The sequence below is a fragment of the Methylobacterium sp. 17Sr1-1 genome (assembly GCF_003173775.1).
GTDB lineage: Bacteria > Pseudomonadota > Alphaproteobacteria > Rhizobiales > Beijerinckiaceae > Methylobacterium.
Map to the genome: position 1 here is coordinate 2,066,069 of NZ_CP029552.1, position 23,956 is coordinate 2,090,024.

A 23,956-nucleotide genomic window follows, 5' to 3' on the forward strand; every position below is an offset into this window, starting at 1 on the left:
GCCGGATCCGGCGCCCGCCAGGGGCGCCTCGACAGCTCAAGGATGGAGCGCCATGGAATACCTGCACACGATGGTCCGCGTCGCCGACCTGGACAAGGCGCTCGACTTCTACTGCAACAAGTTCGGCCTCCAGGAGGTGCGCCGCACCGAGAGCGAGAAGGGCCGCTTCACCCTGGTGTTCCTGGCCGCCCCCGGCGACGCCGCGCGCGCCAAGGACACCAAGTCGCCGCTGCTCGAACTCACCTACAACTGGGATCCGGAGGAGTATACCGGCGGGCGCAACTTCGGCCACCTGGCCTATCAGGTCGACGACATCTACGCGACCTGCCAGAAGCTCCAGGATGCCGGCGTGACCATCAACCGCCCGCCGCGGGACGGCCACATGGCCTTCGTGCGCTCGCCCGACGGCATCTCGATCGAGATCCTGCAGAAGGGCGGGGCGAAGCCGCCGCAGGAGCCCTGGGCCTCGATGCAGAATACCGGCAGCTGGTGAGGCATCGGCGGGCGGGCCGGATGAGGCCCGCCCCCTTCGATATCCCTATGCCTCGGCCGCCGGGGTGAGGCCGAGCTCGGCCAGCTTGGCGTGGATCGCCGTCACCGGGCGCTTGAGCTTCAGGCTCATCACCGAGGCCGAGACGCCCTCGCGCGCCATGGCCTTGAGCTGCTGCACGGTCTCGAGCGTCCAGCCCGCCTCGATGTTCTCGCTCATCAGGGTTGCCTCCGTTCTCGCGGCCGCGTCGCGGCGGCCTTGAGAGCGGCAGGTAGGGAGGAGGGGCGGCGCGGCAACCCGGGCCCTTCCGGCTTGACGCGGGCGCCTGCGCATCGCACATCGGCGCCGTCAGCCGGCCGGGCGGCCGCTCCGGTCCTGTCAGCGGGTTCGCCCGTCCGCGGGATCGGGGAGGAAAGTCCGGGCTCCATGAAGAGACGGTGCCGGATAACGTCCGGCGGGGGCGACCCCAGGGACAGTGCCACAGAGAGCAGACCACCGGGCGGGTCCTCGCGGACCCGGACCGGCCAGGGTGAAAGGGTGCGGTAAGAGCGCACCGCGGACGCGGCAACGCGGACGGCACGGCAAACCCCACCGGGAGCAAAACCGAATAGGGGCGGCACGCGCGAGCAATCGCGCACGGCCTTCTTCAGGCCCGTCGCCCGGGTTGGTTGCTCGAGGCGGCCGGCAACGGCCGTCCCAGAGGAATGGCCGCCACGTCCGGGGAATCCTCGCGGATTTCTCGGGCCATACAGAACCCGGCTTACAGGCCGGCTGATACCCAATCTCCGAAAATCCGCGTCGGGCCCGCCGCAGCTGAAAGCCGGCGGGTGCGACGCATCTCCGAGGTAGAGCCCGCGCCAGAGGGCAAACAGGTACGGCCGCCTCGACTTTTCGGCGGGGTGCGCGACCATCACAAGCCTTCGTTAACCTTGCTGGTCTCTGATGCCAGCGGGGCGGGTGCTGCCCGCCGCGTGTGCCCTCGCGTTGACGACCCCAGAGGCCCATGATACCCCGAGCCACCCCGTCCACGGCGATTCCAGCATCGGCGGCCGCACCCCGCGAGAATGGGCGTGATGGTCGCGCGTCGGTGTCTGGCGTGGGCAAAGCGGCGCCCTGGCGCCGATCCCGGCCGGCCTCGGCCCGGCTCGCGCGGAACCCGGAGCACCATGGATCGTCACGCCTCAAGGCGCGCCCGGCGCGCGGGATCGCCCGTCGTCCCGGTCGAGTCCGTCCGGGTCGAAGCGGGGCATCGGTCGTGAGCGAGGCCGCCCCCCACATCCCGGTCCTGCTGGACGAGGTCCTGGCCGCCCTGCGCCTCGGCACGGGGCCGGCGACCGTCATCGACGGCACCTTCGGCGCCGGCGGCTACACACGGGCGATCCTGGCGGCCGATCCGCAGAACCGCGTGCTCGCCATCGACCGTGATCCCACGGCCATTGCCGCCGGCCAGGCCCTGGTCGAGGCGCAAGGCGGGCGCCTGACCCTGGTCCAGGGCCGCTTCGGCGACCTCGACGCGATCGCGCGCGACCACGGATTCGCCGACGCCGACGGCGTCGTGCTCGATATCGGCGTGTCGTCGATGCAGCTCGACCAGGCCGAGCGCGGCTTCTCGTTCCGGTTCGACGGCCCCCTCGACATGCGCATGGAGCGGGCGGGCGAGAGCGCGGCCGACCTCGTCAACGAGGCCTCCGAGGCGGCGCTCGCCGACGTGATCTACCATTACGGCGAGGAGCGCCGGGCCCGCGCGGTCGCCCGCGCGCTGATCGAGGCGCGCCGGCGCGGCCGCATCGAGACCACGGCGGCGCTCGCGGAGATCGTCGCGGGCGTCGTGCGGGCGGAGCCCGGCAGCGGCATCCATCCAGCCACCCGGACCTTCCAGGCCCTGCGCATCGCGGTGAACGACGAACTCGGCGAGTTGCAGCGGGCGCTCCACGCCGCCGAGCACACCTTGCGGCCGGGCGGCCGCCTCGCGGTGGTGACGTTCCACTCGCTCGAGGACCGCATCGTGAAGCAGTTCTTCTCCGCCCGCAGCGGTCGGGCGGTCGCGGCCTCGCGCCACCTGCCGATGGCGGCACAGCCGGCGCCCCGCAGCTTCACGCTGGTCACCAAGGGCCCGGTCGCGGCCGGCGAGGCCGAGTGCCGGGCGAACCCCCGCGCCCGCTCGGCGAAGCTGCGCGCCGGCGAGCGGACCGATGCGCCCGCGCCGCCGCCGCTCACGGCCCTGGAGGCGCTCGCCTCCCTGCCCGAGACCCAGACCCGGGGAGGGCGCCGGTGATCCGCCTCCTGCACCTCGCGGCGATCGCCGGGCTGATCGCCTCGGCCATCTACGCCTACTCGATCAAGTACGACACGCTCTACCAGGCCGAGCAGGTCGCCAAGCTGAAGACCCGCCTGCGTAAGGAGCGCGACGCGATCGCGGTCCTGCGCGCCGAGTGGCAACTGCTCACCCGGCCGGACCGCCTCCAGGGCGCGGTCGACAAGTACCTGCAGCTGGAGCCGATCGGCACCAGCCATCTCGCGCGGCTCGCCGACTTGCCGGCCAAGGCCGATCGCGGCGACGAGATCGCCCGCAAGCTCGAGGCGCTCGGCCTCGGCGCCACGGCGACGCCCGCCGCCAAGGAGCGCGCGCCCTCCACCACCGCCGCCCGCAGCGAGGAGCCCCGCACCACCGGCTCCACCTCCACTCCCACCCGCACCGTCACCCCGACGGCCAAGAGGTAGGCGCCCGTGAACCAGGACCAGGACTTCCAGGCTCACGATCCCCGGACGGCCCAGATCGATCCCGCCGAGGCCGATGCCGCCGCGGTCGATCCGGCGCCCGCTTCCGTCGCGGAGCCCGCCCCGCCGGCGGCGCCCCGGCGCAACCTCGCGCAGATGCTGCGCGGCGGCGTCCTGGCGATGTTCCGCCTCTCGGTGGAGCGCAGCGCCGCGCGCGTCGGCCTCGTCGGCCTCGTCTTCGGCGCGGTGTTCCTCGCCCTGATGGGCCGGCTCGCCAGCTTCGCCATGCTGCCGGACGATCCGGGCACGGCCTCGGCCCGCCGGGCCGAGAACGGCGGCACCACCCAGGTGCGGCCCGACATCATCGACCGCAACGGCGAGATCCTCGCCACCGACATCCGCACCGTCTCGGTCTTCGCCGAGCCGAAGAACATCTACGACAAGGACGAGGCGGTCGAGCTCCTCACCGCCGTCCTGCCGGAGATCAACGCCCGCGACCTTCGCGAAAAACTGTCGTCGAAGAAGGGCTTCGTCTGGGTCAAGCGCGAGATCACCCCGCGCCAGCAAGCCGAGGTGCACCGCCTCGGCATCCCGGGCGTCGGCTTCCTGTCCGACCACAAGCGGGTGTATCCGAACGGCACCGCGGCGGCCCACATCCTCGGCGTGACCAACCTCGACAATGTCGGCATCGCCGGCATGGAGAAGTACATCGACCGCCAGGGCCTGCGCGACCTGAACAGCCTCGGCTTCGTCGAGAAGTCGGCCGACATGGCGCCGGTCCAGCTCTCGATCGACCTGCGCGCCCAGCACGCGGTGCGCGACGAGCTGGCCTGGGGCATGGAGCATTACCGCGCCAAGGCGGCGGCGGGCCTGATCCTCGACGTGACCACCGGCGAGGTGATCGCCCTCGCCTCGCTGCCGGATTTCGACCCGAACGAGCCGAAGGACGCGCTCGATCCCGACCGGATCAACCGGATGAATGTCGGCGTCTACGAGATGGGCTCGACCTTCAAGGCGATGACGCTGGCGATGGCGCTCGACTCCGGAAAATTCAACGTCAACTCGACCTTCGACACCCGCGGCGGCGTGCTGCACTGGGGCCGGCAGAAGATCCACGAGTATCACGGCACCAACCGGGTCATCACGATGCCGGAGGTGTTCACGCACTCCTCCAACATCGGCTCGGCCAAGATGGCGCTCGGCATCGGCGTGCCCGGCCACAAGGCCTTCCTGAAGAAGATGGGCCTGCTCGACCGCCTGCGCACCGAATTGCCGGAGAGCGCCGAGCCGATCATCCCGCCGCGCTGGACCGAGATCAACACCATCACCATCGCGTTCGGCCACGGCCTCGCGGTGGCGCCGCTCCAGGCCTCCGCCGCGGTGGCGGCGATCGCGAATGGCGGCTTCCTGATGACGCCGACCTTCCTCAAGCGCAGCGAGGCCGAGGCGCGCGAGAAGGCGACGCAGGTTCTCTCGCCCCAGACCAGCGAGGCGATGCGCTACATCATGCGCCTCAACGCCACCGAGGGATCGGCCAAGAAGGCGGCGATCCCGTACTACTACGTCGGCGGCAAGACCGGCACCGCCGAGAAGGTGATCCGCGGCCGCTACGTGAAGAACCGGCTGTTCACCACCTTCATGGCCGCAGCACCCATGGACAAGCCGAAATACATGTTCGTCACCATCATGGACGAGCCGCAGGCGGTGGCGGCGGAATCCGGCTCCTACGCGACCGCCGCCTGGAACTCCGGCGTCGTCACCGGCCGGGTGATCGCCCGCGTCGCCCCGATCCTCGGCCTGCCACCGCAATTCGAGCCGCCGGTGAAGCCGTTCCCGCTGATGGTCAAGCTCGGCGCCTACCACGTCAACCAGCTGGACGGACGATGAGCCTCACCCTCGGCGACCTGTTTCCGGAGGCCGGCCAAGGTACCGGCCAAGGTACCGGCCAAGCCGCCGGCCTCCCCGTCACCGGCCTCACCGCCGACAGCCGCAAGGTCGAGCCCGGCTTCGTGTTCCTGGCGGTGCCCGGCACCGCCGCCGACGGCCGGCTCTTCGCCGCGAAGGCCGCCGCGGCGGGCGCGGTCGCGATGGTGGCGGAGGGCGAGCGCCCGGCCGACCTGCCGGCGGGCGTGGCCTATCTCGAAGTCGCGGATGCCCGCGTCGCCCTGGCGGCGGCGGCGGCCCGCCTGCATCCGGGCCAGCCCGGCACGGTCGTCGCCGTCACTGGCACCAGCGGCAAGAGCTCGGTGGCGGATTTCGTGCGCCAGATCTTCGGCCGTCTCGGCCGCGAGGCGGCGAGCCTCGGCACGCTCGGGGTCATTACCACCAGCGGCGCCGCCTACGGCTCGCTGACGACCCCCGACCCGATCACCCTGCACAGGACCCTCGACCGGCTCGCCCACGACGGCGTCACCGAGCTTGCCATGGAGGCCTCCTCGCACGGCATCGAGCAGAGCCGCCTCGACGGGGTGCGCCTGACGGCTGCCGGCTTCACCAATCTCGGCCGCGATCACCTCGACTATCACGGCACGCCGGAGGCCTATCTCCAGGCGAAGCTCCGCCTGTTCACGACCCTGCTGCCGGAGGACGGCACGGCGGTCGTCAATGCCGACGGGCCGCAGAGCGGGGCGGTGATCGCGGCGGTGCGGGAGCGCGGCCTGCGGCTCGTCACCACCGGCCGGGCCGGGGAGGGGATCCGCCTCGTCTCCGCCCGCACGGAAGGATTCGTGCAGCGCCTCGAGATCGCGGTCGAGGCGGCGACCCACACCGTCGATCTCCCCCTCGTCGGGGCGTTCCAGGTCGAGAACGCGCTCCTCGCCGCCGGACTCGTGCTCGCGACCCCGGCCGGGGCCGGGCGCGAGGCCGAGGTCATCGCGGCGCTCGGACACCTCGCCGGGGTGCCGGGGCGGCTGGAGCGGATCGGCACGGTGCGGGACGCGCTCTGCATCGTCGACTACGCCCACAAGCCCGACGCGCTCGCCAACGTCCTCGATGCGCTCCGCGCCTTCACCACCGGGCGCCTCGTCTGCGTCGTCGGCTGCGGCGGCGACCGCGACCGGGGGAAGCGCCCGCTGATGGGCCGCATCGCGACCGAGAAGGCCGACCGGGTCATCGTCACCGACGACAATCCCCGCAGCGAGGACCCGGCCACGATCCGCGCGGCGATCCTGGCGGCGGCGCCCGGCGCCGAGGAGATCGGCGACCGCGCGGAGGCGATCCGGACGGCCGTGCGCGACCTTCGCGCCGGCGACGTGCTGGTCGTTGCCGGCAAAGGTCATGAAACCGGCCAGATCATCGGCGACCGGACGCTCCCCTTCTCCGACCGCGACGCGGTCCTGAGCGCGATCGAGGAGTCCCGCGCATGACCGAGCCCCTCTGGACCCTGGATGACGCCGCCGCCGCCATGGGCGGCCGCGTCGTCGCCGACGCGTCTGCGCCGCAGGTCCTCTCCGGAATCTCGATCGACACCCGCACCCTGAAGGTCGCCGACCTGTTCTTCGCCATCCGCGGCGAGGCCCGCGACGGCCACGATTTCGTCCGCGACGCGCTGGCCCGCGGGGCCGGCGCCGCGGTGGTGGCCGAGGAGCGGGCCGCCGAGCTCGCCGAGGCCGGCCCGCTGATCGCCGTGCCGGCGCGCGACGAGGACGGGGTCCTCGCCGCCATGCGCGGCCTCGCCGTGGCGTCGCGGGCGCGGACCGCAGCGCGGATCCTCGCCGTCACCGGCTCGGTCGGCAAGACCGGCACCAAGGAGGCCCTGCGCCACGTGCTCGCGGCGCAAGGGAGCACCCACGCCTCCGTCGCCTCCTACAACAATCACTGGGGCGTCCCCCTGACCTTGAGCCGGATGCCGGCGTCGAGCGAGTTCGGGGTGTTCGAGGTCGGCATGAACCATGCCGGCGAGATCGCCCCCCTGACCCGCCTGGTGCGGCCCGAGATCGCGATCGTCACCACGGTCGAGCCGGTCCATATCGAGCATTTCCGCTCGCTGTCGGGCATCGCCGACGCCAAGGGCGAGATCTTTTACGGCCTGGAGCCCGGCGGCGTCGCGATCATCAACCGCGACAACCCGAATTTCGAGCGCTTGGCGGCCCACGCGCTCGCCTCCCGGGCCGGCCGGGTGGTGAGCTTCGGCGAGCATCGCGAGGCCGACGTTCGGGCCGAGCGCATCGTGATGCGTCCCGACCTGTCGATCGTCGACGTGCGGGCGATGGGCGTCGCCCTCACCTACCAGCTCGGCACGCCGGGCCGGCACACGGCACTGAACTCGCTCGCCGTCGTCGCCGCCGTGCAGGCGCTGGGCGCCGACCTCGCGCTCGCCGCGCTCTCGCTGGCGCAGCTGCGCCCGCCGGCCGGGCGCGGCGCCCGCCACGTCCTGAGCGTCGGCGACGGCGAGGCGCTCCTCGTCGACGAGAGCTACAACGCCAACCCGGCCTCGGTGCGGGCGGCGCTGAGCACGCTGGCCGGCGTCGAGACCTCGGGCCGGCGCATCGCGGTCCTCGGCGACATGATGGAGCTCGGTACCGACGCTCCCCGCCTGCACCGCGAACTGGCGCAGGCGGTCGAGGAGCACGGCATCGACCTCGTCTTCACCGCCGGTCCCCTGATGCAGGAGCTGTTCGAGGCGCTGCCGACCGCGCGCCGGGCCGGCGCCCGCGCCTCCTCGGCCGAGCTGGTCGACCCGGTGGTCGCGGCGCTGCGGCCCGGCGACGCCGTGATGGTCAAGGGCTCGAACAGCACCCGCATGGGCCGGATCGTCGAGGCGCTCAAGGCCCGCTACGGCGCCACGGCCGACCAGGATCTCGCCGTCGGCCGGTCCGGCTGAGCCAACCTTCAGGATTCTGTCGCAGCGTTGTGGGCATAAGCCCGCCGTTGCCGCTCGCCCACGATCGGATGCCTTCGGGATGCTCTACCTCCTCTCCGAGCTGAGCGGCGTGTTCTCGCCGCTCAACGTCTTCCGCTACATCACCTTCCGGACCGGCGGCGCGCTGTTCACGGCGGGCTTCTTCGTGTTCTGGTTCGGCCCCTGGATCATCTCGCTCCTGCGCCTGCGCCAGGGCAAGGGCCAGCCGATCCGCGAGGACGGCCCGCAATCGCACCTCCTGACCAAGCGCGGCACGCCGACCATGGGCGGGCTGATGATCCTGGCCGGCGTGATGGTGGCGGTTTTGCTCTGGGCCAACCCGCGCAACCACTACGTCTGGATCGTCATGATGGTGACGCTGGGCTTCGGCGCGATCGGCTTCTACGACGACTACCTCAAGGTCACGAAGCAGAGCCACAAGGGTTTTTCGGGCAAGTTCCGCCTCGCGCTGGAGGCCCTGATCGCGATCGCGGCCTGCGTCGCGGTGGCGGAATACTCCGCGCCCGGCCTCGCCTACCGGCTCGCCTTCCCGGTCTTCAAGGACGCGATCATCAATCTCGGCCTGTTCTACGTCGCCTTCGCGGGCTTCGTGATCGTGGGAGCGGGCAACGCGGTCAACATCACCGACGGCCTCGATGGCCTCGCCATCGTGCCGGTGATGATCGCGGCGGCGACCTTCGGGGTCATCGCCTACCTCGTCGGCAACGTGATCTACGCGTCCTACCTCCAGGTGAACTACGTCCCGGGCACCGGCGAGCTGGCGGTGGTCTGCGGCGCCTTGATCGGGGCCGGCCTCGGCTTCCTGTGGTTCAACGCGCCGCCGGCCCAGATCTTCATGGGCGATACCGGCTCGCTGGCGCTCGGCGGGCTGCTCGGCACCGTCGCGGTGGCGACCAAGCACGAGATCGTGCTCGGCATCGTCGGCGGCCTGTTCGTGCTGGAGATCCTCTCCGTCATCATCCAGGTCGCCTCGTTCAAGCTCACCGGCAAGCGCGTCTTCCGCATGGCGCCGATCCACCACCACTTCGAGCAGAAGGGCTGGAAGGAGCCGCAGGTGGTGATCCGGTTCTGGATCATCGCGGTGGTGCTGGCGCTGTTGGGTCTGGCGACCTTGAAGCTGCGGTAAGGTACTTCGCACCCTCCACGCCCTTTCCCGGACGACTGGAGCGTCAGCGGAAGGAGATCCGGGATCCAGCAGAGGAAGTGCCGCGAAGCGGCTCTATGATTGGTACGTCGCAGGCATAGAGACGCTTCGCGACGTTCAATGGCTGGATCCCGGATCTCCTTCCGCTATCGCTGCAGTCGTCCGGGAAAGGGGAGGGTGCCAGGGCGGTCCCGTCCCACTCTCACGGCACAGCTTGACGAAGCCTCGCTCCGCGCCTCACTAACCGGCGTGAGACACGCGCCGCGCCCCGGCCCGGCGCCGCCCCGGCGAAGGTCCGATCGACGCATGACACCCTCCACCACCTTCGCCGGCCAGAATGTGGCCCTGTTCGGGCTCGGCGGCTCGGGCCTCGCGACCGCGCTCAGCCTCAAGGCCGGCGGCGCCCGGGTGATCGCCTGCGACGACAACCCGGCGCGGATGGAGGCGGCGGCCAAGCAGGGCATCGGGACCGGCGACCTGCGGCAGGCGGACTGGACCGAGTTCGCCGCGCTGGTCCTCGCCCCCGGCGTACCCCTCACCCATCCGGCGCCGCACTGGACGGTGGACCTCGCCAGGAACGCCGGCGTGCCGGTGATCGGCGACATCGAGCTGTTCTGCCGCGAGCGCGCCGCGACCTGTCCCGCGGCGCCCTTCGTGGCGATCACCGGCACCAACGGCAAGTCGACCACCACGGCGCTGATCGCCCATGTCCTGGCGAGTGCCGGCCGCGACGTGCAGATGGGCGGCAATATCGGTACGGCCATCCTGTCGCTCGCCCCCCCGTCGCCCGACCGGGTGCACGTGATCGAGCTGTCCTCGTTCCAGATCGACCTGACGCCGTCGCTGGCCCCCACCATCGGCGTGCTCCTCAACCTCACGCCCGACCACCTCGACCGCCACGGCGACATGACGCATTACGCCGCCATCAAGGAGCGGCTGGTGACGGGTGCCGCCCATGCGATCGTCGGGGTCGACGACGCGTTCTGCCGGGCCATCGCCGAGCGCCGGACCGGGCCGCTGACCCGTGTTCATGTCGGCGAGGCGGGGGAGGGGCCCGGCATCCTCGCCCGCAACGGGGTCGTGATCGACGGGCGCGGCGCACCGGCGGAGCCGGTGGCGGATCTCTCCGGCATCGGGTCGTTGCGCGGCGCCCATAACTGGCAGAACGCCGCCATCGCCTACGCGGTGGCAGCCCAGCTCGGCGTCGCGCCGGACACCTTCGCGGCGGCGCTCGCGACCTTTCCGGGCCTGCCGCACCGGATGGAGGAGGTGGGCCGGCGCGGCAACGTGCTGTTCATCAACGATTCGAAGGCGACCAACGCCGACTCGACCGAGAAGGCGCTCTCGGCTTTCCAGCGCGTCCACTGGATCCTCGGCGGCAAGCCGAAGGAGGGCGGCATCGCGAGCCTCGCGCCGTACTTCCCCCGCGTGGCCCACGCCTACCTGATCGGCGCCGCGACCGAGGATTTCGCCGCGACCCTCGACGGGCAGGTACCGTTCAGCCGCTGCGGCACGCTCGACCAGGCCGTCGCCGAGGCCGCCGCCGCCGCGGAGCAGGACGGGACGCCCGAGCCGGTCGTGCTGCTCTCGCCGGCCTGCGCCTCCTACGACCAGTTCCGCAGCTTCGAGGATCGCGGCGACCAGTTCCGGGCGCTCGTGAGAGCCCTGCCCGGTCTGCGCACCCCCGGCGCCTGACGCGTAGTTCCCCAAACCGGCAAATCGGCGTATGCCGCTGCGCGCCGGGTCGGACCGAATCGCCTCCCGCCCTCGGGCCGGCCCAATCCCAGCGCTTCCCCGCGGTGCCATGCTGCCCCCCCAACGCCTCCTGCCCGCCGAGACCCCGGCCGCGGCCCACGCGCCGCACCGGCCCGGTCCGCGCAAGATCATCAGCTGGAACCTGCTGCGGCGGACCGGCGCGACCGTCGACGCCCTCGAGGCGCTGATCGCGCACGAGAAGCCGGACCTGCTCCTGATGCAGGAGGCGACCGTCGACATCACCGAATTGCAGGCCCGGGTCGGCGGGCACTATGCCTGGGCGCCGCTGCCGCGCCGCATCCACGGCCTCGCGATGTGGAGCCCGACGCCCTGGCCGCACCCGCCCGAGGTGGTGACCCTGCCCTCGGGCGCCCTGATCGACCGGGTCTGCCAGATCCTCGATCTCGGCACCTTCGGGGTCGCCAATGTTCACCTGTCGCACGGTCAGGTGCTGAACCGGCGCCAGCTGCGCCGCATCGCCCAGCACCTGCCGGTCCGGGCCGCGGTGCTCGGCGACTACAACATCGTCGGCCCGGCCCTGCTGCCGGGTTTCCACGATGTCGGGCCGCGCCACCCGACCCACGCCATGGTCGACCTCGTCCCCTTGCGCCTCGACCGCTGCCTCGTGCGGGGGCTGACCTGCCGCGGCCAGGCGGTGCTGCCGCGCGGCGCCTCCGATCACCGGCCGATCGTGGTCCATCTCGAACCCGGCAATCCGCAAGGCAAGCGCCAGCCCCTGCGCGACCGGATCGAGGCGTTTCGCGACCGCGCCGAGGACTTTCGGAAGCGGGCGCCGCTCAAAGATATGGCAGCAGCAATCGCACGGCGGCGTCGCGCAGGCGCACGGCCATCCCGCGAGAATTGAGCATCTCCACCGTCAGACGCTGCTCCATCTTCGCCCGCATCAGCCCGTCGAGGTCGGCCGCGAAGTCGGTGTCGTAGACCTCGACGTTGAGCTCGAAGTTGAGCCGGAAGCTGCGGCTGTCCCAGTTGGCGCTGCCGACGAAGCACCAGGCGTCGTCCACCACCATCAGCTTCGAATGGTCGAAGGGCGGCCGGTCGAGCCAGATGCTGACCCCGGCCTCCAGGAGCGGCCCGACATGGGCCCGGGTCGCCCAGTCGACCACCCGGTGGTTGCTCGCCTGCGGGATGATGACGTCGACGGTGACGCCCCGCATCGCCGCGAGGCCGAGCGCGGTCAGCAGCGTCTCGCTCGGCAGGAAGTAGGGCGTGGCGAGCCGCACCGAGCGCCGGGCGGTGGCGACCGCCTCCAGCACCACGAACTCGATCTTCTCGATGTCGGCGTCGGGCCCCGAGGTGACCACCCGGGCAAGCGAGGCGCCCGCCGGCGGGATCTCCGGGAACCAGGCCGGCCCCTCCAGATCCTCGCCCTTGACGAAGGCCCAGTCGCGCCAGAAGGCCTGGGCGAGCTGGCCGACTACCGGGCCGTCGATGCGGAAATGGCTGTCGCGCACCGGTTCGGGCGGGTTCTTCGCCATGACGTTCTCGTCGGCGATGTTGACCCCGCCGACGAAGCCGACCCGGCCGTCGATCAGCAGCAGCTTCTTGTGGGTGCGCAGGTTCAGGAACGGCATCCGCCAGGGCAGCGCCGAGTGCATGAACAGGCCGGCCGGAATCCCTAAGCTCCGCAGGCGCCGGTACATCGCCGGGAAGAAGTAGCCGCTGCCGATGCCGTCGATCAGCACGCAGACCGCGACGCCCCGCGCCCGCGCGGCGGCGAGCGCCTCCGCGAAGGCCCGGCCGCTGTCGTCGTCGCGCATGATGTAGCTCGACAGCGCGACGCTGGTGGTCGCCTCGCCGATCGCCGCCAGCATCGCCGGATAGGCCTCGTCACCGTGGCGGTAGCGCCGGATGCGGTTGCCGGCGACCAGCGGCAGGCCGCTGATCCGCTGCACCGCCTGCTTCAGCGGCTGGAAGTCGTCCGGCACCTCGGCCACCGGCGGCGGCGGGGCGCCGGGCCGGGGACCGGGCAGCACCGGCAGGCGGCGGGCGCGCCGGCTGACCCGGTTGATGCCGAACATCACGTAGAGCAGGCTGCCGAGCATCGGCGAGAGCCAGGCGAGCCCGATCCAGCCGATCGCCGCACTGACCTCGCGCTTGCGCATCAGCGCGTGCACCGTGACGATGACCGCGATGGCCAGCCCGATCGGCGCCAGCACGTCCGACTGGACCGAAGCCGGGATCCCGAGCCAGCGGTAGATCTCGTGTTCCACACGGCCTCCTGCCGCCGCTGTCCGGTGCCCTGTTCATCCTACCGGATACGGGACGAAGAACCGGGAATCCACTTGAGCAGGCAGCCCGTCCACCGCCCATAAAAAATCCCCCGCCCCGGGGAGGGGCGAGGGACGAACATCTCAGATCGTCCTGAAGCCGATCAGGCGCTCAGCGCTTCCTTGGCCCGCTCCGCCCGCTTGCGGTCGTTGGGGTCGAGCACGGCCTTGCGCAGGCGGATCGACTTCGGGGTCACCTCGACGAGCTCGTCGTCCTGGATCCAGGCGAGCGAGCGCTCGAGGGTCATGCGGATCGGCGGGGTCAGGCGCACCGCCTCGTCCTTCGAGGTGGTGCGGATGTTGGTGAGCTTCTTGCCCTTGAGCACGTTCACCTCGAGGTCGTTCTCGCGGTTGTGCTCGCCGATGATCATGCCCTGATAGACCTTCCAGCCCGGCTCGATCATCATCGGGCCGCGATCCTCGAGGTTCCACAGCGCGTAGGCCACGGCCTCGCCCTGGTCGTTCGACATCAGCACGCCGTTGCGGCGACCGGCGATCTCGCCCTTGTAGGGCTCGTAGGCCTTGAACAGCCGGTTCATGATCGCGGTGCCGCGGGTGTCGGTCATCAGCTCGCCCTGGTAGCCGATCAGGCCGCGGGTCGGGGCGTGGAAGACCAGGCGCAGGCGGTTGCCGCCCGACGGGCGCATCTCGATCATGTCGGCCTTGCGCTCCGACATCTTCTGGACGACGACGCCGGAATACTCCTCGTCGACGTCGATCACGACCTCCTCGATCGGCTCCATGATCTCGCCGGCCTCGTCCTTCTCGAAGACGACGCGGGGACGCGACACCGCGATCTCGAAGCCCTCGCGGCGCATGGTCTCGATCAGGATCGCGAGCTGCAGCTCACCGCGGCCGGAGACGTAGAACGAATCCTTGTCGGCGGCTTCCTCGATCTTGAGCGTGACGTTGCCCTCGGCCTCCTTGAACAGGCGGTCGCGGATCATGCGGCTCGTGACCTTGTCGCCCTCGGTGCCGGCGAGCGGCGAATCGTTCACGATGAACGACATCGTCACGGTCGGCGGGTCGATCGGCTGGGCCTGGATCGGGGTCTCGACCTGCGGATCGCAGAAGGTGTCGGCGACGGTACCCTTCACCAACCCTGCGATCGACACGATGTCGCCCGCCTCGCCGGTCTCGATCGGCTGGCGCTCCAGGCCGCGGAAGGCCAGGATCTTCGAGACGCGGCCGGTCTCCACGACCTTGCCCTCGCGGTCGAGGACCTTGATCTGCTGGTTCGGCTTCACCGTGCCCGAGGCGATGCGCCCGGTGATGATGCGGCCGAGGAACGGGTTGGCCTCGAGCAGGGTGCCGAGCATCCGGAACGGGCCCTCCTCGGTCTTGGCCTGGGGCACGTGCTCCAGCACCAGATCGAACAGGGGAGCGAGGCCCTCGGACTGGTCGCCCTCCGGCGAGGTCGACATCCAGCCGTTGCGGCCCGAGCCGTACAGGATCGGGAAGTCGAGCTGCTCGTCGGTGGCGTCGAGGGCCGCGAACAGGTCGAACACCTCGTTGACGACCTCGGTGATGCGGGCGTCGGGACGGTCGACCTTGTTGACCGCCACGATCGGGCGCAGGCCGATCTTGAGCGCCTTCGAGACCACGAACTTGGTCTGAGGCATCGGGCCCTCGGCGGCGTCGACGAGCACGATCACGCCGTCGACCATCGAGAGGATGCGCTCGACCTCGCCGCCGAAATCGGCGTGGCCGGGCGTGTCGACGATGTTGATGCGGGTGTCCTTCCAGACCACCGAGGTGGCCTTGGCCAGGATGGTGATGCCGCGCTCCTTCTCGAGGTCGTTCGAGTCCATCGCGCGCTCCTCGACCCGCTGGTTCTCGCGGAACGAGCCGGATTGCTGGAGCAGCTTGTCGACCAGGGTCGTCTTGCCGTGGTCGACGTGGGCGATGATGGCGATATTGCGCAGCTTCATGGGATATCCGAAGCAAACAAAGCCCGGCACGTCGCGGGCCGCCAGGATGGCAGCCGGACGCATCGAGCCGGGGGAAAACTGTTGCGTCGCAATATAAGGTGTGGCGCCCGTTCGCAAGAGGGGCCCCAGGAGGGGCAATTGGCGAGAGGGCGCTCGTCGTGAGGCGCGTCACTCCGCCGCGGCGGACCGCGGGTCCGGTCCGCGGTCGAGGCCCTGCGCCTGCCGCTCCAGCAGCACGGCGCGGCGCTCGGCGATGGCCCGCCGCGCCTGATCGAGCCCGAGGGTGAAGGCCGCGACGCCGGCATTGTCGATGGCCCCGGCGCCGGCCCGGGCGAGCGCCGCCGCCAGGATCTCGTCGGCCTGCCGCTCGAGGTCGGCGAGTTCTCCGTCGTCCTCGACGTCGCGGCTCGCCCGCACGATGGCGAGCAGCTGGCGCAGGAGCGCCATGTCCCGGGCCCGCGAGCGGTTGGCCGCCCGCGACACCAGCCCGGCGGCGGCCGAGCCGAGGATCGAGACGCACATCACGATCAGGTAGAACCAGTCGCCGTAGCGCTCGAAGAAGCTCTCGACCTCGCCCTCGTAATAGGCCTGCGCCCCGGGATGGACCGGGAGCGACGCGCTCTTCGAGGTGTCGGGCGCCTCGATCTGGTTGGCGAGCGGCACCTCGACGGCGAGGCCGGGCCGGTTGACGAAGAGGAGCCGCGTCAGCTCCGAGACCACCGAATCGGACAGGTGCGCCTGGGCCACCAGCCGGTGGCTGACGCCGATCGTGGTGACGGCCTCGGGCGGGCGCGGCGGGGTGCCGCCGAAGGTGCCGCGGGCGATCTCGACGCTCTCCAGCGCTGGCCAGCGCCGGGCCAGCACCGCCGCCTCGCCGATCGGGATGAAGTTCGGGGTGCCGCCGGCCGAAGTCCCGTCCTTCTTCTCCCCGTCTCCCTTGGCGATGCTCGCCACCACGTCGCCGGCGGTGCGGCCGGTGAGCGGGCTCACCACCATCACGGCATCGACCCGGTGCGCGCGCAGGGCCTCGCCGGCCTCGCGCCCGTCGCCGAGCGGCACGACCGTGACAGCGTCGGACGGGATGTCGTAGTGCTCCAGGATGGTGGCGAGCAGCCGGGTGTTGCCGGAGGGGTTGCGCACGATCCCGATCCGGCGCCCGCGCAGGTCCGGCACGGCGGCGAGCGACGGGTCGGCCGCCAGCAGCAGCACGGCGTTGCGGTGCAGGATCGCCACCGTCTGGGTGTTGGCCGGGATGCCGACGTCGGAGCGCACCACCGCGAGGTCGGCCTTGCCCCGCTCGGCCAGGCTCGCGCTCTCGGCGACGCCCCCGGTCGCGACCGGCCTCAGCCGCACGTCCTCGTGAGTGCGGGCGAGCGACTGCGCCACAGCCGCGACGAGGCGCGCATCCTCGCTCCCCGCCGGCCCGACCGCGACGCGCAGGGTCGTCGGCTGCCCGAGCCACTGATAGGCGAGGAGCGCCGTCGCCACGAGGGCGAGGAGGGCCGCGAGGACGAGGGGGACGTGGCGCCGCATGGTCTATCCATGGCGGGGCGGGGCGGGGTTCGGCAATCCGGCCGATTGGCGCGGGACACGCCCGCCCAACGGCGCGCACCATCTTCGCCCCGGGTTGACGTAGGATCGAGCCGCCGTCGAAGCCGTTCGCGTCGCCTGGATGGCAGGAGGAGGCCGATGGAACGCCCGCTCGGCGAGACGGCCAGGCTGGTGAAGGAGGCCGCCCGGTGCGTCGTCGGCGACGACATGCCGATGGATGCCTGACTTCAGGAAACAGCCACCTTCGACGGCGATGCCGCCGTCAAGATCGTCGTTCTGTTTCCTGGTTCGAGAATCGCCGAGATCAGCGGGAGGCAGCTCGTCGACATCGTTGTGGGCATCCGGCGGGCGATGTCGCGATCCGGTGATGCGAGGTCTCCGCTCGTGAGCTTCGCGAGGCTGGAAGACGAGCCGGAGCTGAGCCGTGATCGATATCGCGCATCTGCTTGAGCCGGCGGACCGCCCCGGTATCGCAAGCGACGGCGCGGACCAGGCTCGCTCGACCGATCTGAGCCGCGCCGTATCCGCCGCCTACTATGCCGCCTTTCACGCAGGTCTCATCGCTGCGGCCGAAGATCATCAAGCATAAGCGTTCGGCGAAGTATCAGCGTTATGTGCCGGATGGCGGATCGGATCGGCCGATCATCGGGTATTGCGAGGCGTTCGTGACGATGAACGAGCAGAGGATGCTGGCGGATTACGATCCAGCGTATCAGGTGACGCCGATCGAGGTCGTGGCGTATGTCCGCACCGCACGGACCGCGATCGATGATCTCGACGCGGCCGGAGAAGCGGTGAGGCGCGCCTTCCTGGGGCTGCTCCTGTTCCCGCCCCGTTGACCCTCCCGCCGCGACCCGCCCGTCTCCCGGCTACAACGACACCCGCAATCCCAGGGCGATCACCGCCACGATCACCGCCCCGAGCGCCGGGCCCGCCATCGCGATCACCAGGGCGCCCGGATGGTAGCCCGGGGCCGCGAGGTAGCGCTGATGCGCGTGCTTCTCCTGCCGGAGCAGCGGCGCTTTCAGGCGCGCCGCTGCTCCGGGTGTCCGACCCTGCCGCATGATGCCGTCCTTCGCCCGCTTGGCTGCCCTATCGGGCGGCGCGAGACCTGTTGTGTGAGGCCCATCAGGCACCTGGCGGCGTGAAGAGGTGGTGAATCCGATTCCTCGCATTCTCCCTTGTCGTGAATCGGGGGTTAGCGAGCCTTGATCGGGTCGAGTCCCGTCGCGGCGACGGTCGCGGCGTTCTCGGGGGCCGAGAGCCAGGCGATCAGCGCCTTCGCCGCCTCCGGATGGGCGGTGCCCTTCGGGATCCCGGCCGAGAACACCGTCACCTGCTGCACCTCCGCCGGGACCGGGCCGACGATGGTGATGCCCTTGACCGGCTTCAGCTCGCTCAGCTGCTGGAAGCCGAACTCGGCGTCGCCGCGGGCGACCACGTTGCCGACCCGCTCGGCGACGATCATCCGGCTCTTACCCGCCAGCTCGTCGTGCAGGCCGAGCTTCCGGTACATCTCCTTCTCGATGTAGACGCCGCTGGCACTGTCCGAATAGGCGATCGAGGTCGCGGCGAGGAGCGCCTTCTTGAAGTGGTCGAGGTCGTGAATGTCCGGCACCGGCGCCCCGGCCTTGACCGCGAGGCCGATGCGCGAATCGGCCAGCGCGACCTTGCTGCCGGGCGCGATCTTGCCCTCCTTGTCGAGCCCATCGAGGGCGTAGCCGACCATGATCAGCACGTCGGCCGGCTCGCCGCGGGCGAGCCGCACGGGGATCGCCTCCGGGGCCGTGCCCATCGAGGGGCCGTATGCGGTCTCGACCTTGTTGCCGGTCCTGGCCTCGAAGCCCGGCACCAGGGCCTGATAGGCGGCGGTGAAGCCGCCGGAGATCATCACCCGGACCTCCGCCGCCCGGGCCGGGGCGGCGAGGACGAGGCCGGCCACCAGGCCGGCGGCCAAGCGGACGGCAAAGCGGGAGAGGGTGGTTCTGCGGCGCGGCGTCGTCATGGTCATGGTTCCTCCCCGGCGGCGTTCATCCGCCCTCTCTCGCCTAGGTAACCCGCCTGACGCACGGGCTCCACCGATTCCCCCGCGCGGCTCACGGCCTGGGCGTAAATTCCTCGGGATTAGATTTTTCTGTCAAACGTACGGGCGTTGGCGGTAGAGAGGGGTCAGACGAGGAAACCCGCATTCGGGAGGAGAGCATGGCAGGTCCGGTCCACGGTCCGCAGGGGTCGAAGGTCGCCACGGTGTTGCGCGTCACGAGCGGCAACTTCCTGGAGATGTTCGATTTCTTCCTGTTCGGGATCTACGCGAGCCACATCGCGAAGGCGTTCTTCCCGGCCGGGAACGAGTTCGCCTCGCTCATGCTCACCTTCATGACCTTCGGCGCGGGCTTCCTGATGCGCCCGCTCGGGGCGATCTTCCTCGGCGCCTATGTCGACCGGATCGGCCGGCGCCAGGGCCTGATCGTGACGCTCGGCATCATGGCCGCCGGCACGGTGCTGATCGCCTTCGTGCCGTCCTACGCCACGATCGGTCTCGCGGCGCCGTTCCTGGTGCTGATCGGCCGGCTGCTCCAGGGCTTCTCCGCCGGCGTCGAGCTCGGCGGCGTCTCGGTCTACCTCGCCGAGATGGCGACGCCGGGCCGCAAGGGCTTCTACGTCTCCTGGCAGTCCGGCAGCCAGCAGGTCGCCGTGATGGTGGCGGCGCTGATCGGCTTCGGCCTCAGCCACGCCCTGGTGCCGGCGCAGATGTCCGACTGGGGCTGGCGCATCCCGTTCTTCATCGGCTGCATGATCGTGCCGTTCCTGTTCTACATCCGACGCTCGCTGGAGGAGACCCAGGAGTTCCTGCACCAGAAGCACCGGCCCTCGCTCGGCGAAGTCTTCACCTCGCTCGGCCAGAACTGGAAGATCGTGGCGCTCGGCATGCTGCTAGTGGTGATGACCACGGTGTCGTTCTACACCATCACGGTCTACACCCCGACCTTCGGCAAGACCGTGCTGAAGCTGTCCGAGACCGACAGCCTGATCGTCACCTTCTGCACCGCCCTGTCGAACCTGATCTGGCTGCCGGTGATGGGAGCCCTCTCCGACAGGATCGGCCGCAAGCCGATCCTGATCGTGTTCTCAGGCCTCGCGATGCTCACCGCCTATCCGGCGCTGGCGTGGCTGACCTCCAACATCTCGTTCACCAACATGCTGCTCACGCTGCTGTGGCTGTCCTTCCTGTACGGCAGCTACAACGGCGCGATGGTGGTGGCGCTGACCGAGATCGTCCCGAAGCACGTCCGCACCACCGGCTTCTCGCTCGCCTACTCGCTGGCCACCGCGCTGTTCGGCGGCTTCACCCCGGTCGTCTCGACCTGGCTGATCGAGAAGCTCGACAACAAGGCGGCGCCGGGCCTGTGGATGGCCTTCGCGGGGGCCTGCGGCCTCGTCGCCACCCTGCTGATCTACCGCCGCCGCGAGACCGCCGCGGATGCGCTGCCCGGCGCGGTGCGGCCCGTCGCCGGCGAGTAGGCTGGCCGAGTGATCAGGCGAGCAACCCGTCGAGGGATTGGATCACCCGGACCGGCGCGAGGTCCGGGTACTCGTCGGGCTGGCCCGTGCGATTGACCCAGACCGGGGCGAAGCCGTAGGCCGCCGCCCCGGCGATGTCCCACCGGTTCGAGGACAGGAAGACGATTCCCTCCCGGGCGACGCCGAGGGCTTCCGGCGCGAGGTCGTAGGCGGCGGGCGCGGTCTTGAAGGTGCCGGCCGGATCGACCGAGAGCACCGCGTCGAGATGATCCCCGAGGCCGGCCGCCCTCACCGCCGCGTCGAGCATCGTCGGATCGCCGTTCGACAGGATCGCGGTCCTGAGGCCGGCCCGGCGCAAGGCCTCAAGGGTGCCGGGCACCTCCGGATAGGCGTCGAGGGACTTGTAAGCTTCAAGCAGATCGCCCCGCGCGCCGCGATCCACCCCCGGGTGCTTCGCGAGGGCGTAGTCGAGCGCCCGCTCGGTCAGCGTCCAGAACGGGGCGTAGAGCCCGCACAGGGACAGGACCCAGGAATATTCGAGCTGCTTCTGCCGCCAGGTCTCGGACAGCGCCTGCGCCTCCGGCCCGACCGCCGCGGCGTGGCGCTGCACGGCGGAATGGACGTCGAGCAGGGTGCCGTAGGCATCGAAGACCACGGCCTCGGCGCGGTCGAGCGGGGCGGGGAGGGGCATGGGGGCCTCGTGCGGCGCGGGTGGGGGGTGCGGCCATTAACGCGCGGGGGACCGGGCCGGGTTCGCGGACGGGACGCCGTTCGGCTGGCTCGACGATGCCGGCACCCACAGTGTCATTCCGGGGCTGCGCAGCAGAGCCCGGAACCCAGAACCGCAGGCGTTTCCGAAGGAAGCGGAACGATCTCCGCTCGATCCTGAACCATCCGCGGCTCTGGATTCCGGGCTCCGCTGCGCGGTCCCGGAACGACCCTGAGGGTAGCATGATCGGCGCGGGTCCAAGCGGCTTCGGGACCGAAGGACTGCGCCCCCCTCACACCCGCCGCAACCGCACCCCGAACAACCGCAACGCCACGAGCAGCGTCGCCGCGTAGGCGACGAGCCCGGCCGTTCCCAACGCCGCGAGCACCGCCAGCTCGCGGAAGCGCGGCAGAGACGGCATCAGGCGGTCGATCAGCGGCAGGCCGCCGAGGGTGCAGGCGGCCAGGACCGCGCAGGCGGCGAGCACCCCGCAGGCGGTGACGATCAGCGTGCGGCTCGGCGCCGTCCAGCCGCGGCCATAGGCGAGGCAGAACAGGATCAGCACGTTGACCCAGACGCCCGCGGCAGTGGCGAGCGCGAGGCCCATCACCCCGAGCGGCCCGGTGAGCACCACCTTCAGGCCGACATTGACCGCGACCGCGGTGAGCGAAGCGATCACAGGCGTGCGGCTGTCCTGGCGGGCGTAGAAGCTCGCCACGATCGAGCGGATCAGCACCGCCGCCGGCAGCGCCAGGCCGTAGGCCGCCAGCACCGCCCCGGAGCGGGCGGCCGCGTCGGCGTCGAAGGCGCCGCGCTGGAACAGGGCGGTCATGATCAGGTCCGGCACCAGCAGGAACGCCACCGCGAAGGGCGCCGAGAGGGCCAGCGAGAAGCCGGTGGCGCGGTTCTGCGCCGCATGGGCGCCGGCCTCGTCCTTCGCGGCGATGCGGCGGCTCATCTCCGGCAGCAGCACCGTGCCGGCGGCGATGCCGATGACCCCGAAGGGCAGCTGGTAGAGCCGGTCGGCGTAGTAGAGCGCCGAGACCGCGCCGGTTGGCAGGAACGAGGCGATGATCGTGTCGGCGAACATCGCGATCTGCACGCCGGCCGAGCCGATCACCGCCGGCCCCAGCATCCGGAAGAACCGGCGCATGCCGGCATCCCGCAGGGTCGGGCGCACGAGGGACGGCGCGAGGCCGGCCCGCCTGGCATCGGCCCAGACGAGGAGGAATTGCAGGACGCCCGAGACCGCGACGCCCCAGGCGGCGGCGTAGCCGGCATTCGGGAACAGGACAGTGAGGGCGAGGGCCGCCAGCAGCGAGACGTTCAGCAGCACCGGCGCGGCGGCGGCGGCGGCGAAGCGCCGGCGGGCGTTGAGGATCCCGGAGAGCAGCGTCACCAGGGTGATGAACAGGAGGTACGGGAAGGTGATGCGGGTGAGCGTCACCGCGAGCGCGAATTTCTCGGGCTCGTCGGCGAAGCCGGGGGCGAGCGCCCGCACGATCACCGGCATCAGCGGCAGGGCGAGCGCGAGCAGCGCCACCTGCACCAGCAGCATCAGGGTGAAGACCCGGTCGGCGAAAGCCCGCGCGGCGCCGGCCTCGGCGTCGAGCGCGGCATAGGTCGGCACGAAGGCGACGTTGAAGGCGCCCTCGCCGAAGATCGCGCGAAAGTGGTTCGGCAGCCGGAACGCCACCACGAAGGCGTCGGCGATCGGGCCGGCGCCCATCACGGCGGCCATGACCACGTCGCGCAGGAAGCCGGTGGCCCGCGAGACCAGCGTCCAGCCGCCGACCGAGAGGATGCTGCGAATCATGCGGCGGTCATTAGCACAGGAAGTTATCGGAACCGGGACCGATAAGCCTCATGCGGCGCCGGAATAGCGCGCCCGCCGGCCGGCCCGGCGGTCGTCCCGGACCAGCCGGTCGTGGCCCGCCGCCGCCGGGCCGATCCGCTCGGCGACGACGTAGAGCGGGCGCCGCTTCACCTCGGCGAAGATGCGGCCGATATACTCGCCGATGATGCCGAGCGACATCAGCTGCACGCCGGAGAAGAACATCACCGAGACGATCAGGGAGGCGTAGCCGGGCACGTCGGGGCCGCGCAGCAGGGTGTCGGCGATGAAGTAGAGCGCGGTCAGGAAGGCCACCGTGGCGATGGCGCCGCCGAGATAGGTCCAGACCCGCAACGGCACGGTCGAGAACGAGGTGATGCCGTCGAAGGCGAAGCGGAACAGCTTGCGAAAGCTCCATTTCGAGCTGCCGTGCTGACGCTCCTCGACCTGGTAGGGCACGCCGACGGAGCGGAAGCCGATCCAGGAATACAGCCCCTTCGAGAACCGCGCCCGCTCGGGGAGCGAGCGCAGCACCTCGACGCCCTTGCGGTCGATCAGGCGGAAATCGCCGGCGCCCTCGGGCAGCGGCATCTCGCCGAAGCGGGCGAACAGCCGGTAGAACAGCCGGGCGAAGCCGCGCCGCATCGCGCTCTCGTCGTCGCGGTCGGTGCGCTGGGCGTAGACCATCACGTTGCCCTCCTGCCAGCGCTCCCAGAAGGTCGCGATCAGCTCGGGCGGGTGCTGGAGGTCGGCGTCCATGATCACCACCGCGCGGCCCTCGGCATGGTCGAGGCCGGCCGCGATGGCGATCTCCTTGCCGAAGTTGCGGCTGAACGAGACCGCGCCGATGCGCGGCTCGCCGGCGTGGTGGGCGGCCACCACCGCGGCGGTGTCGTCGCGGCTGCCGTCGTCGACGAACACCACCTCCCAGGCCGGCGTCAGGCGCTCCAGGACGGGCGTGAGGCGGGCGAGCAGCGGCGCGACGTTGGCGCTCTCGTTGAAGACCGGTATGACGACGCTCAGGTCGACCGGCTCGGGGTGTCTGAACAGCTCCACGGTGCTGTCCCTCATTTCAGTGTCGCGCCGCGGCGCGAGGCCGACGGCCTTCGGTGATCAGGCCGGTGCGCGCACCGGCGGTTCGAGCGCGAGA

The 23,956-nt window shown here is 70.9% G+C and carries 21 protein-coding genes and 1 other RNA gene; 13 read left to right on the forward strand and 9 right to left on the reverse strand.

The features are described 5' to 3' along the window. Positions 1–52: 52 nt before the first annotated feature. Positions 53–493 (forward strand): lactoylglutathione lyase, encoded by a 441-nt coding sequence (gene gloA / locus DK412_RS09335; RefSeq protein ID WP_093567019.1) that lies wholly within the window; start codon positions 53–55, stop codon positions 491–493. 45 nt (positions 494–538) lie between these two features. Here the strand turns inward: gloA and DK412_RS30610 are convergent, their stop codons facing one another. Further along, positions 539–709, reverse strand: coding sequence for a hypothetical protein (locus DK412_RS30610; RefSeq protein ID WP_164712196.1), 171 nt, complete (start codon positions 707–709; stop codon positions 539–541). 129 nt (positions 710–838) lie between these two features. Between DK412_RS30610 and rnpB the strand changes: the two genes are divergently transcribed. From rnpB to DK412_RS09380, 9 genes are all read left to right on the forward strand, one after another. Further along, positions 839–1,269, forward strand: an RNA gene (gene rnpB, locus DK412_RS09340) — RNase P RNA component class A. A 476-nt stretch (positions 1,270–1,745) separates the two neighbouring features. Continuing rightward, a complete protein-coding gene (gene rsmH / locus DK412_RS09345) occupies positions 1,746–2,765 on the forward strand; it encodes a 16S rRNA (cytosine(1402)-N(4))-methyltransferase RsmH (protein WP_109971732.1) in 1,020 nt (339 codons plus the stop codon). Next, positions 2,762–3,211 carry a hypothetical protein gene (locus DK412_RS09350; protein WP_093567021.1) on the forward strand — a complete coding sequence of 150 codons (450 nt, stop codon included), beginning with the start codon at positions 2,762–2,764 and terminating at the stop codon, positions 3,209–3,211. Before rsmH ends, DK412_RS09350 begins: the two co-directional genes overlap by 4 nt. A 153-nt stretch (positions 3,212–3,364) precedes the next feature. Further along, positions 3,365–5,095, forward strand: a complete 1,731-nt coding sequence (locus tag DK412_RS09355; protein ID WP_109975160.1) for a penicillin-binding protein 2 — start codon at positions 3,365–3,367, stop codon at positions 5,093–5,095. Further along, positions 5,092–6,573 (forward strand): UDP-N-acetylmuramoyl-L-alanyl-D-glutamate--2,6-diaminopimelate ligase, encoded by a 1,482-nt coding sequence (locus DK412_RS09360; RefSeq protein WP_109971733.1) that lies wholly within the window; start codon positions 5,092–5,094, stop codon positions 6,571–6,573. The genes DK412_RS09355 and DK412_RS09360 overlap by 4 nt, the downstream gene beginning before the upstream one ends. Beyond that, positions 6,570–8,030, forward strand: coding sequence for a UDP-N-acetylmuramoylalanyl-D-glutamyl-2,6-diaminopimelate--D-alanyl-D-alanine ligase (locus tag DK412_RS09365; protein ID WP_109971734.1), 1,461 nt, complete (start codon positions 6,570–6,572; stop codon positions 8,028–8,030). The genes DK412_RS09360 and DK412_RS09365 overlap by 4 nt, the downstream gene beginning before the upstream one ends. Before the next feature lie 79 nt (positions 8,031–8,109). Beyond that, a complete protein-coding gene (gene mraY, locus DK412_RS09370; protein WP_109971735.1) occupies positions 8,110–9,195 on the forward strand; it encodes a phospho-N-acetylmuramoyl-pentapeptide-transferase in 1,086 nt (361 codons plus the stop codon). Positions 9,196–9,519: 324 nt separating this feature from the next. After that, complete coding sequence (murD, locus tag DK412_RS09375; protein ID WP_109971736.1) at positions 9,520–10,908, forward strand: UDP-N-acetylmuramoyl-L-alanine--D-glutamate ligase; 1,389 nt, start codon at positions 9,520–9,522, stop codon at positions 10,906–10,908. Positions 10,909–11,017: 109 nt separating this feature from the next. Next, complete coding sequence (locus DK412_RS09380; RefSeq protein ID WP_109971737.1) at positions 11,018–11,833, forward strand: endonuclease/exonuclease/phosphatase family protein; 816 nt, start codon at positions 11,018–11,020, stop codon at positions 11,831–11,833. Here DK412_RS09380 and DK412_RS09385 read toward each other — a convergent pair. From DK412_RS09385 to DK412_RS09395, 3 genes are all read right to left on the reverse strand, one after another. Further along, positions 11,766–13,202: a phospholipase D-like domain-containing protein gene (locus DK412_RS09385; protein ID WP_109971738.1), complete on the reverse strand. Its 1,437-nt coding sequence runs from the start codon at positions 13,200–13,202 to the stop codon at positions 11,766–11,768. The genes DK412_RS09380 and DK412_RS09385 overlap by 68 nt on opposite strands. A 161-nt stretch (positions 13,203–13,363) precedes the next feature. Further along, positions 13,364–15,190 (reverse strand): translational GTPase TypA, encoded by a 1,827-nt coding sequence (gene typA, locus DK412_RS09390; protein ID WP_093567028.1) that lies wholly within the window; start codon positions 15,188–15,190, stop codon positions 13,364–13,366. A gap of 168 nt (positions 15,191–15,358) precedes the next feature. Then, entirely contained in the window at positions 15,359–16,723 is a 1,365-nt protein-coding gene (locus DK412_RS09395) for a TAXI family TRAP transporter solute-binding subunit (protein ID WP_109971739.1), read from the reverse strand. Between the two features lie 442 nt (positions 16,724–17,165). Between DK412_RS09395 and DK412_RS30125 the strand changes: the two genes are divergently transcribed. Both DK412_RS30125 and DK412_RS30130 read left to right on the forward strand, forming a co-directional pair. Further along, complete coding sequence (locus DK412_RS30125; RefSeq protein ID WP_162596163.1) at positions 17,166–17,330, forward strand: hypothetical protein; 165 nt, start codon at positions 17,166–17,168, stop codon at positions 17,328–17,330. Positions 17,331–17,406: 76 nt separating this feature from the next. Then, the gene (locus tag DK412_RS30130) at positions 17,407–17,580 is read left to right on the forward strand and encodes a hypothetical protein (protein WP_162596164.1); all 174 of its coding nucleotides are present in this window, start codon (positions 17,407–17,409) and stop codon (positions 17,578–17,580) included. 30 nt (positions 17,581–17,610) lie between these two features. On the opposite strand, the gene DK412_RS09405 is transcribed toward DK412_RS30130, so the two are convergent. Together DK412_RS09405 and DK412_RS09410 are read right to left on the reverse strand one after the other, a co-directional pair. Further along, positions 17,611–17,805: a hypothetical protein gene (locus DK412_RS09405; RefSeq protein ID WP_109971741.1), complete on the reverse strand. Its 195-nt coding sequence runs from the start codon at positions 17,803–17,805 to the stop codon at positions 17,611–17,613. Positions 17,806–17,939: 134 nt separating this feature from the next. Continuing rightward, positions 17,940–18,746 carry a substrate-binding domain-containing protein gene (locus DK412_RS09410; protein WP_245447726.1) on the reverse strand — a complete coding sequence of 269 codons (807 nt, stop codon included), beginning with the start codon at positions 18,744–18,746 and terminating at the stop codon, positions 17,940–17,942. A 197-nt stretch (positions 18,747–18,943) separates the two neighbouring features. Here DK412_RS09410 and DK412_RS09415 point away from each other — a divergent pair, with 197 nt between their 5' ends. Next, positions 18,944–20,263, forward strand: coding sequence for an MFS transporter (locus DK412_RS09415; RefSeq protein WP_109971743.1), 1,320 nt, complete (start codon positions 18,944–18,946; stop codon positions 20,261–20,263). A 13-nt stretch (positions 20,264–20,276) separates the two neighbouring features. Here DK412_RS09415 and DK412_RS09420 read toward each other — a convergent pair whose 3' ends face one another. From DK412_RS09420 to DK412_RS09430, 3 genes are all read right to left on the reverse strand, one after another. Then, positions 20,277–20,954: a haloacid dehalogenase type II gene (locus DK412_RS09420; protein WP_109971744.1), complete on the reverse strand. Its 678-nt coding sequence runs from the start codon at positions 20,952–20,954 to the stop codon at positions 20,277–20,279. A gap of 310 nt (positions 20,955–21,264) precedes the next feature. After that, positions 21,265–22,788, reverse strand: coding sequence for a murein biosynthesis integral membrane protein MurJ (gene murJ, locus DK412_RS09425; protein ID WP_109971745.1), 1,524 nt, complete (start codon positions 22,786–22,788; stop codon positions 21,265–21,267). 48 nt (positions 22,789–22,836) lie between these two features. Then, a complete protein-coding gene (locus DK412_RS09430) occupies positions 22,837–23,862 on the reverse strand; it encodes a glycosyltransferase family 2 protein (protein WP_109975161.1) in 1,026 nt (341 codons plus the stop codon). Positions 23,863–23,956: the final 94 nt, after the last annotated feature.

Bases quoted from the DNA above. Each gene is read 5' to 3' on its own strand.
- gloA (WP_093567019.1), top strand. From the start codon at position 53: ATGGAATACCTGCACACGATGGTCCGCGTCGCCGACCTGGACAAGGCG.
- DK412_RS30610 (WP_164712196.1), bottom strand. From the start codon at position 709: ATGAGCGAGAACATCGAGGCGGGCTGGACGCTCGAGACCGTGCAGCAG.
- DK412_RS09355 (WP_109975160.1), top strand. From the start codon at position 3,365: ATGCTGCGCGGCGGCGTCCTGGCGATGTTCCGCCTCTCGGTGGAGCGC.
- DK412_RS09360 (WP_109971733.1), top strand. From the start codon at position 5,092: ATGAGCCTCACCCTCGGCGACCTGTTTCCGGAGGCCGGCCAAGGTACC.
- DK412_RS09365 (WP_109971734.1), top strand. From the start codon at position 6,570: ATGACCGAGCCCCTCTGGACCCTGGATGACGCCGCCGCCGCCATGGGC.
- mraY (WP_109971735.1), top strand. From the start codon at position 8,110: ATGCTCTACCTCCTCTCCGAGCTGAGCGGCGTGTTCTCGCCGCTCAAC.
- murD (WP_109971736.1), top strand. From the start codon at position 9,520: ATGACACCCTCCACCACCTTCGCCGGCCAGAATGTGGCCCTGTTCGGG.
- DK412_RS09380 (WP_109971737.1), top strand. From the start codon at position 11,018: ATGCTGCCCCCCCAACGCCTCCTGCCCGCCGAGACCCCGGCCGCGGCC.
- typA (WP_093567028.1), bottom strand. From the start codon at position 15,190: ATGAAGCTGCGCAATATCGCCATCATCGCCCACGTCGACCACGGCAAG.
- DK412_RS09395 (WP_109971739.1), bottom strand. From the start codon at position 16,723: ATGCGGCGCCACGTCCCCCTCGTCCTCGCGGCCCTCCTCGCCCTCGTG.
- DK412_RS09405 (WP_109971741.1), bottom strand. From the start codon at position 17,805: ATGCGGCAGGGTCGGACACCCGGAGCAGCGGCGCGCCTGAAAGCGCCG.
- DK412_RS09410 (WP_245447726.1), bottom strand. From the start codon at position 18,746: ATGACGACGCCGCGCCGCAGAACCACCCTCTCCCGCTTTGCCGTCCGC.
- DK412_RS09415 (WP_109971743.1), top strand. From the start codon at position 18,944: ATGGCAGGTCCGGTCCACGGTCCGCAGGGGTCGAAGGTCGCCACGGTG.
- DK412_RS09420 (WP_109971744.1), bottom strand. From the start codon at position 20,954: ATGCCCCTCCCCGCCCCGCTCGACCGCGCCGAGGCCGTGGTCTTCGAT.
- murJ (WP_109971745.1), bottom strand. From the start codon at position 22,788: ATGATTCGCAGCATCCTCTCGGTCGGCGGCTGGACGCTGGTCTCGCGG.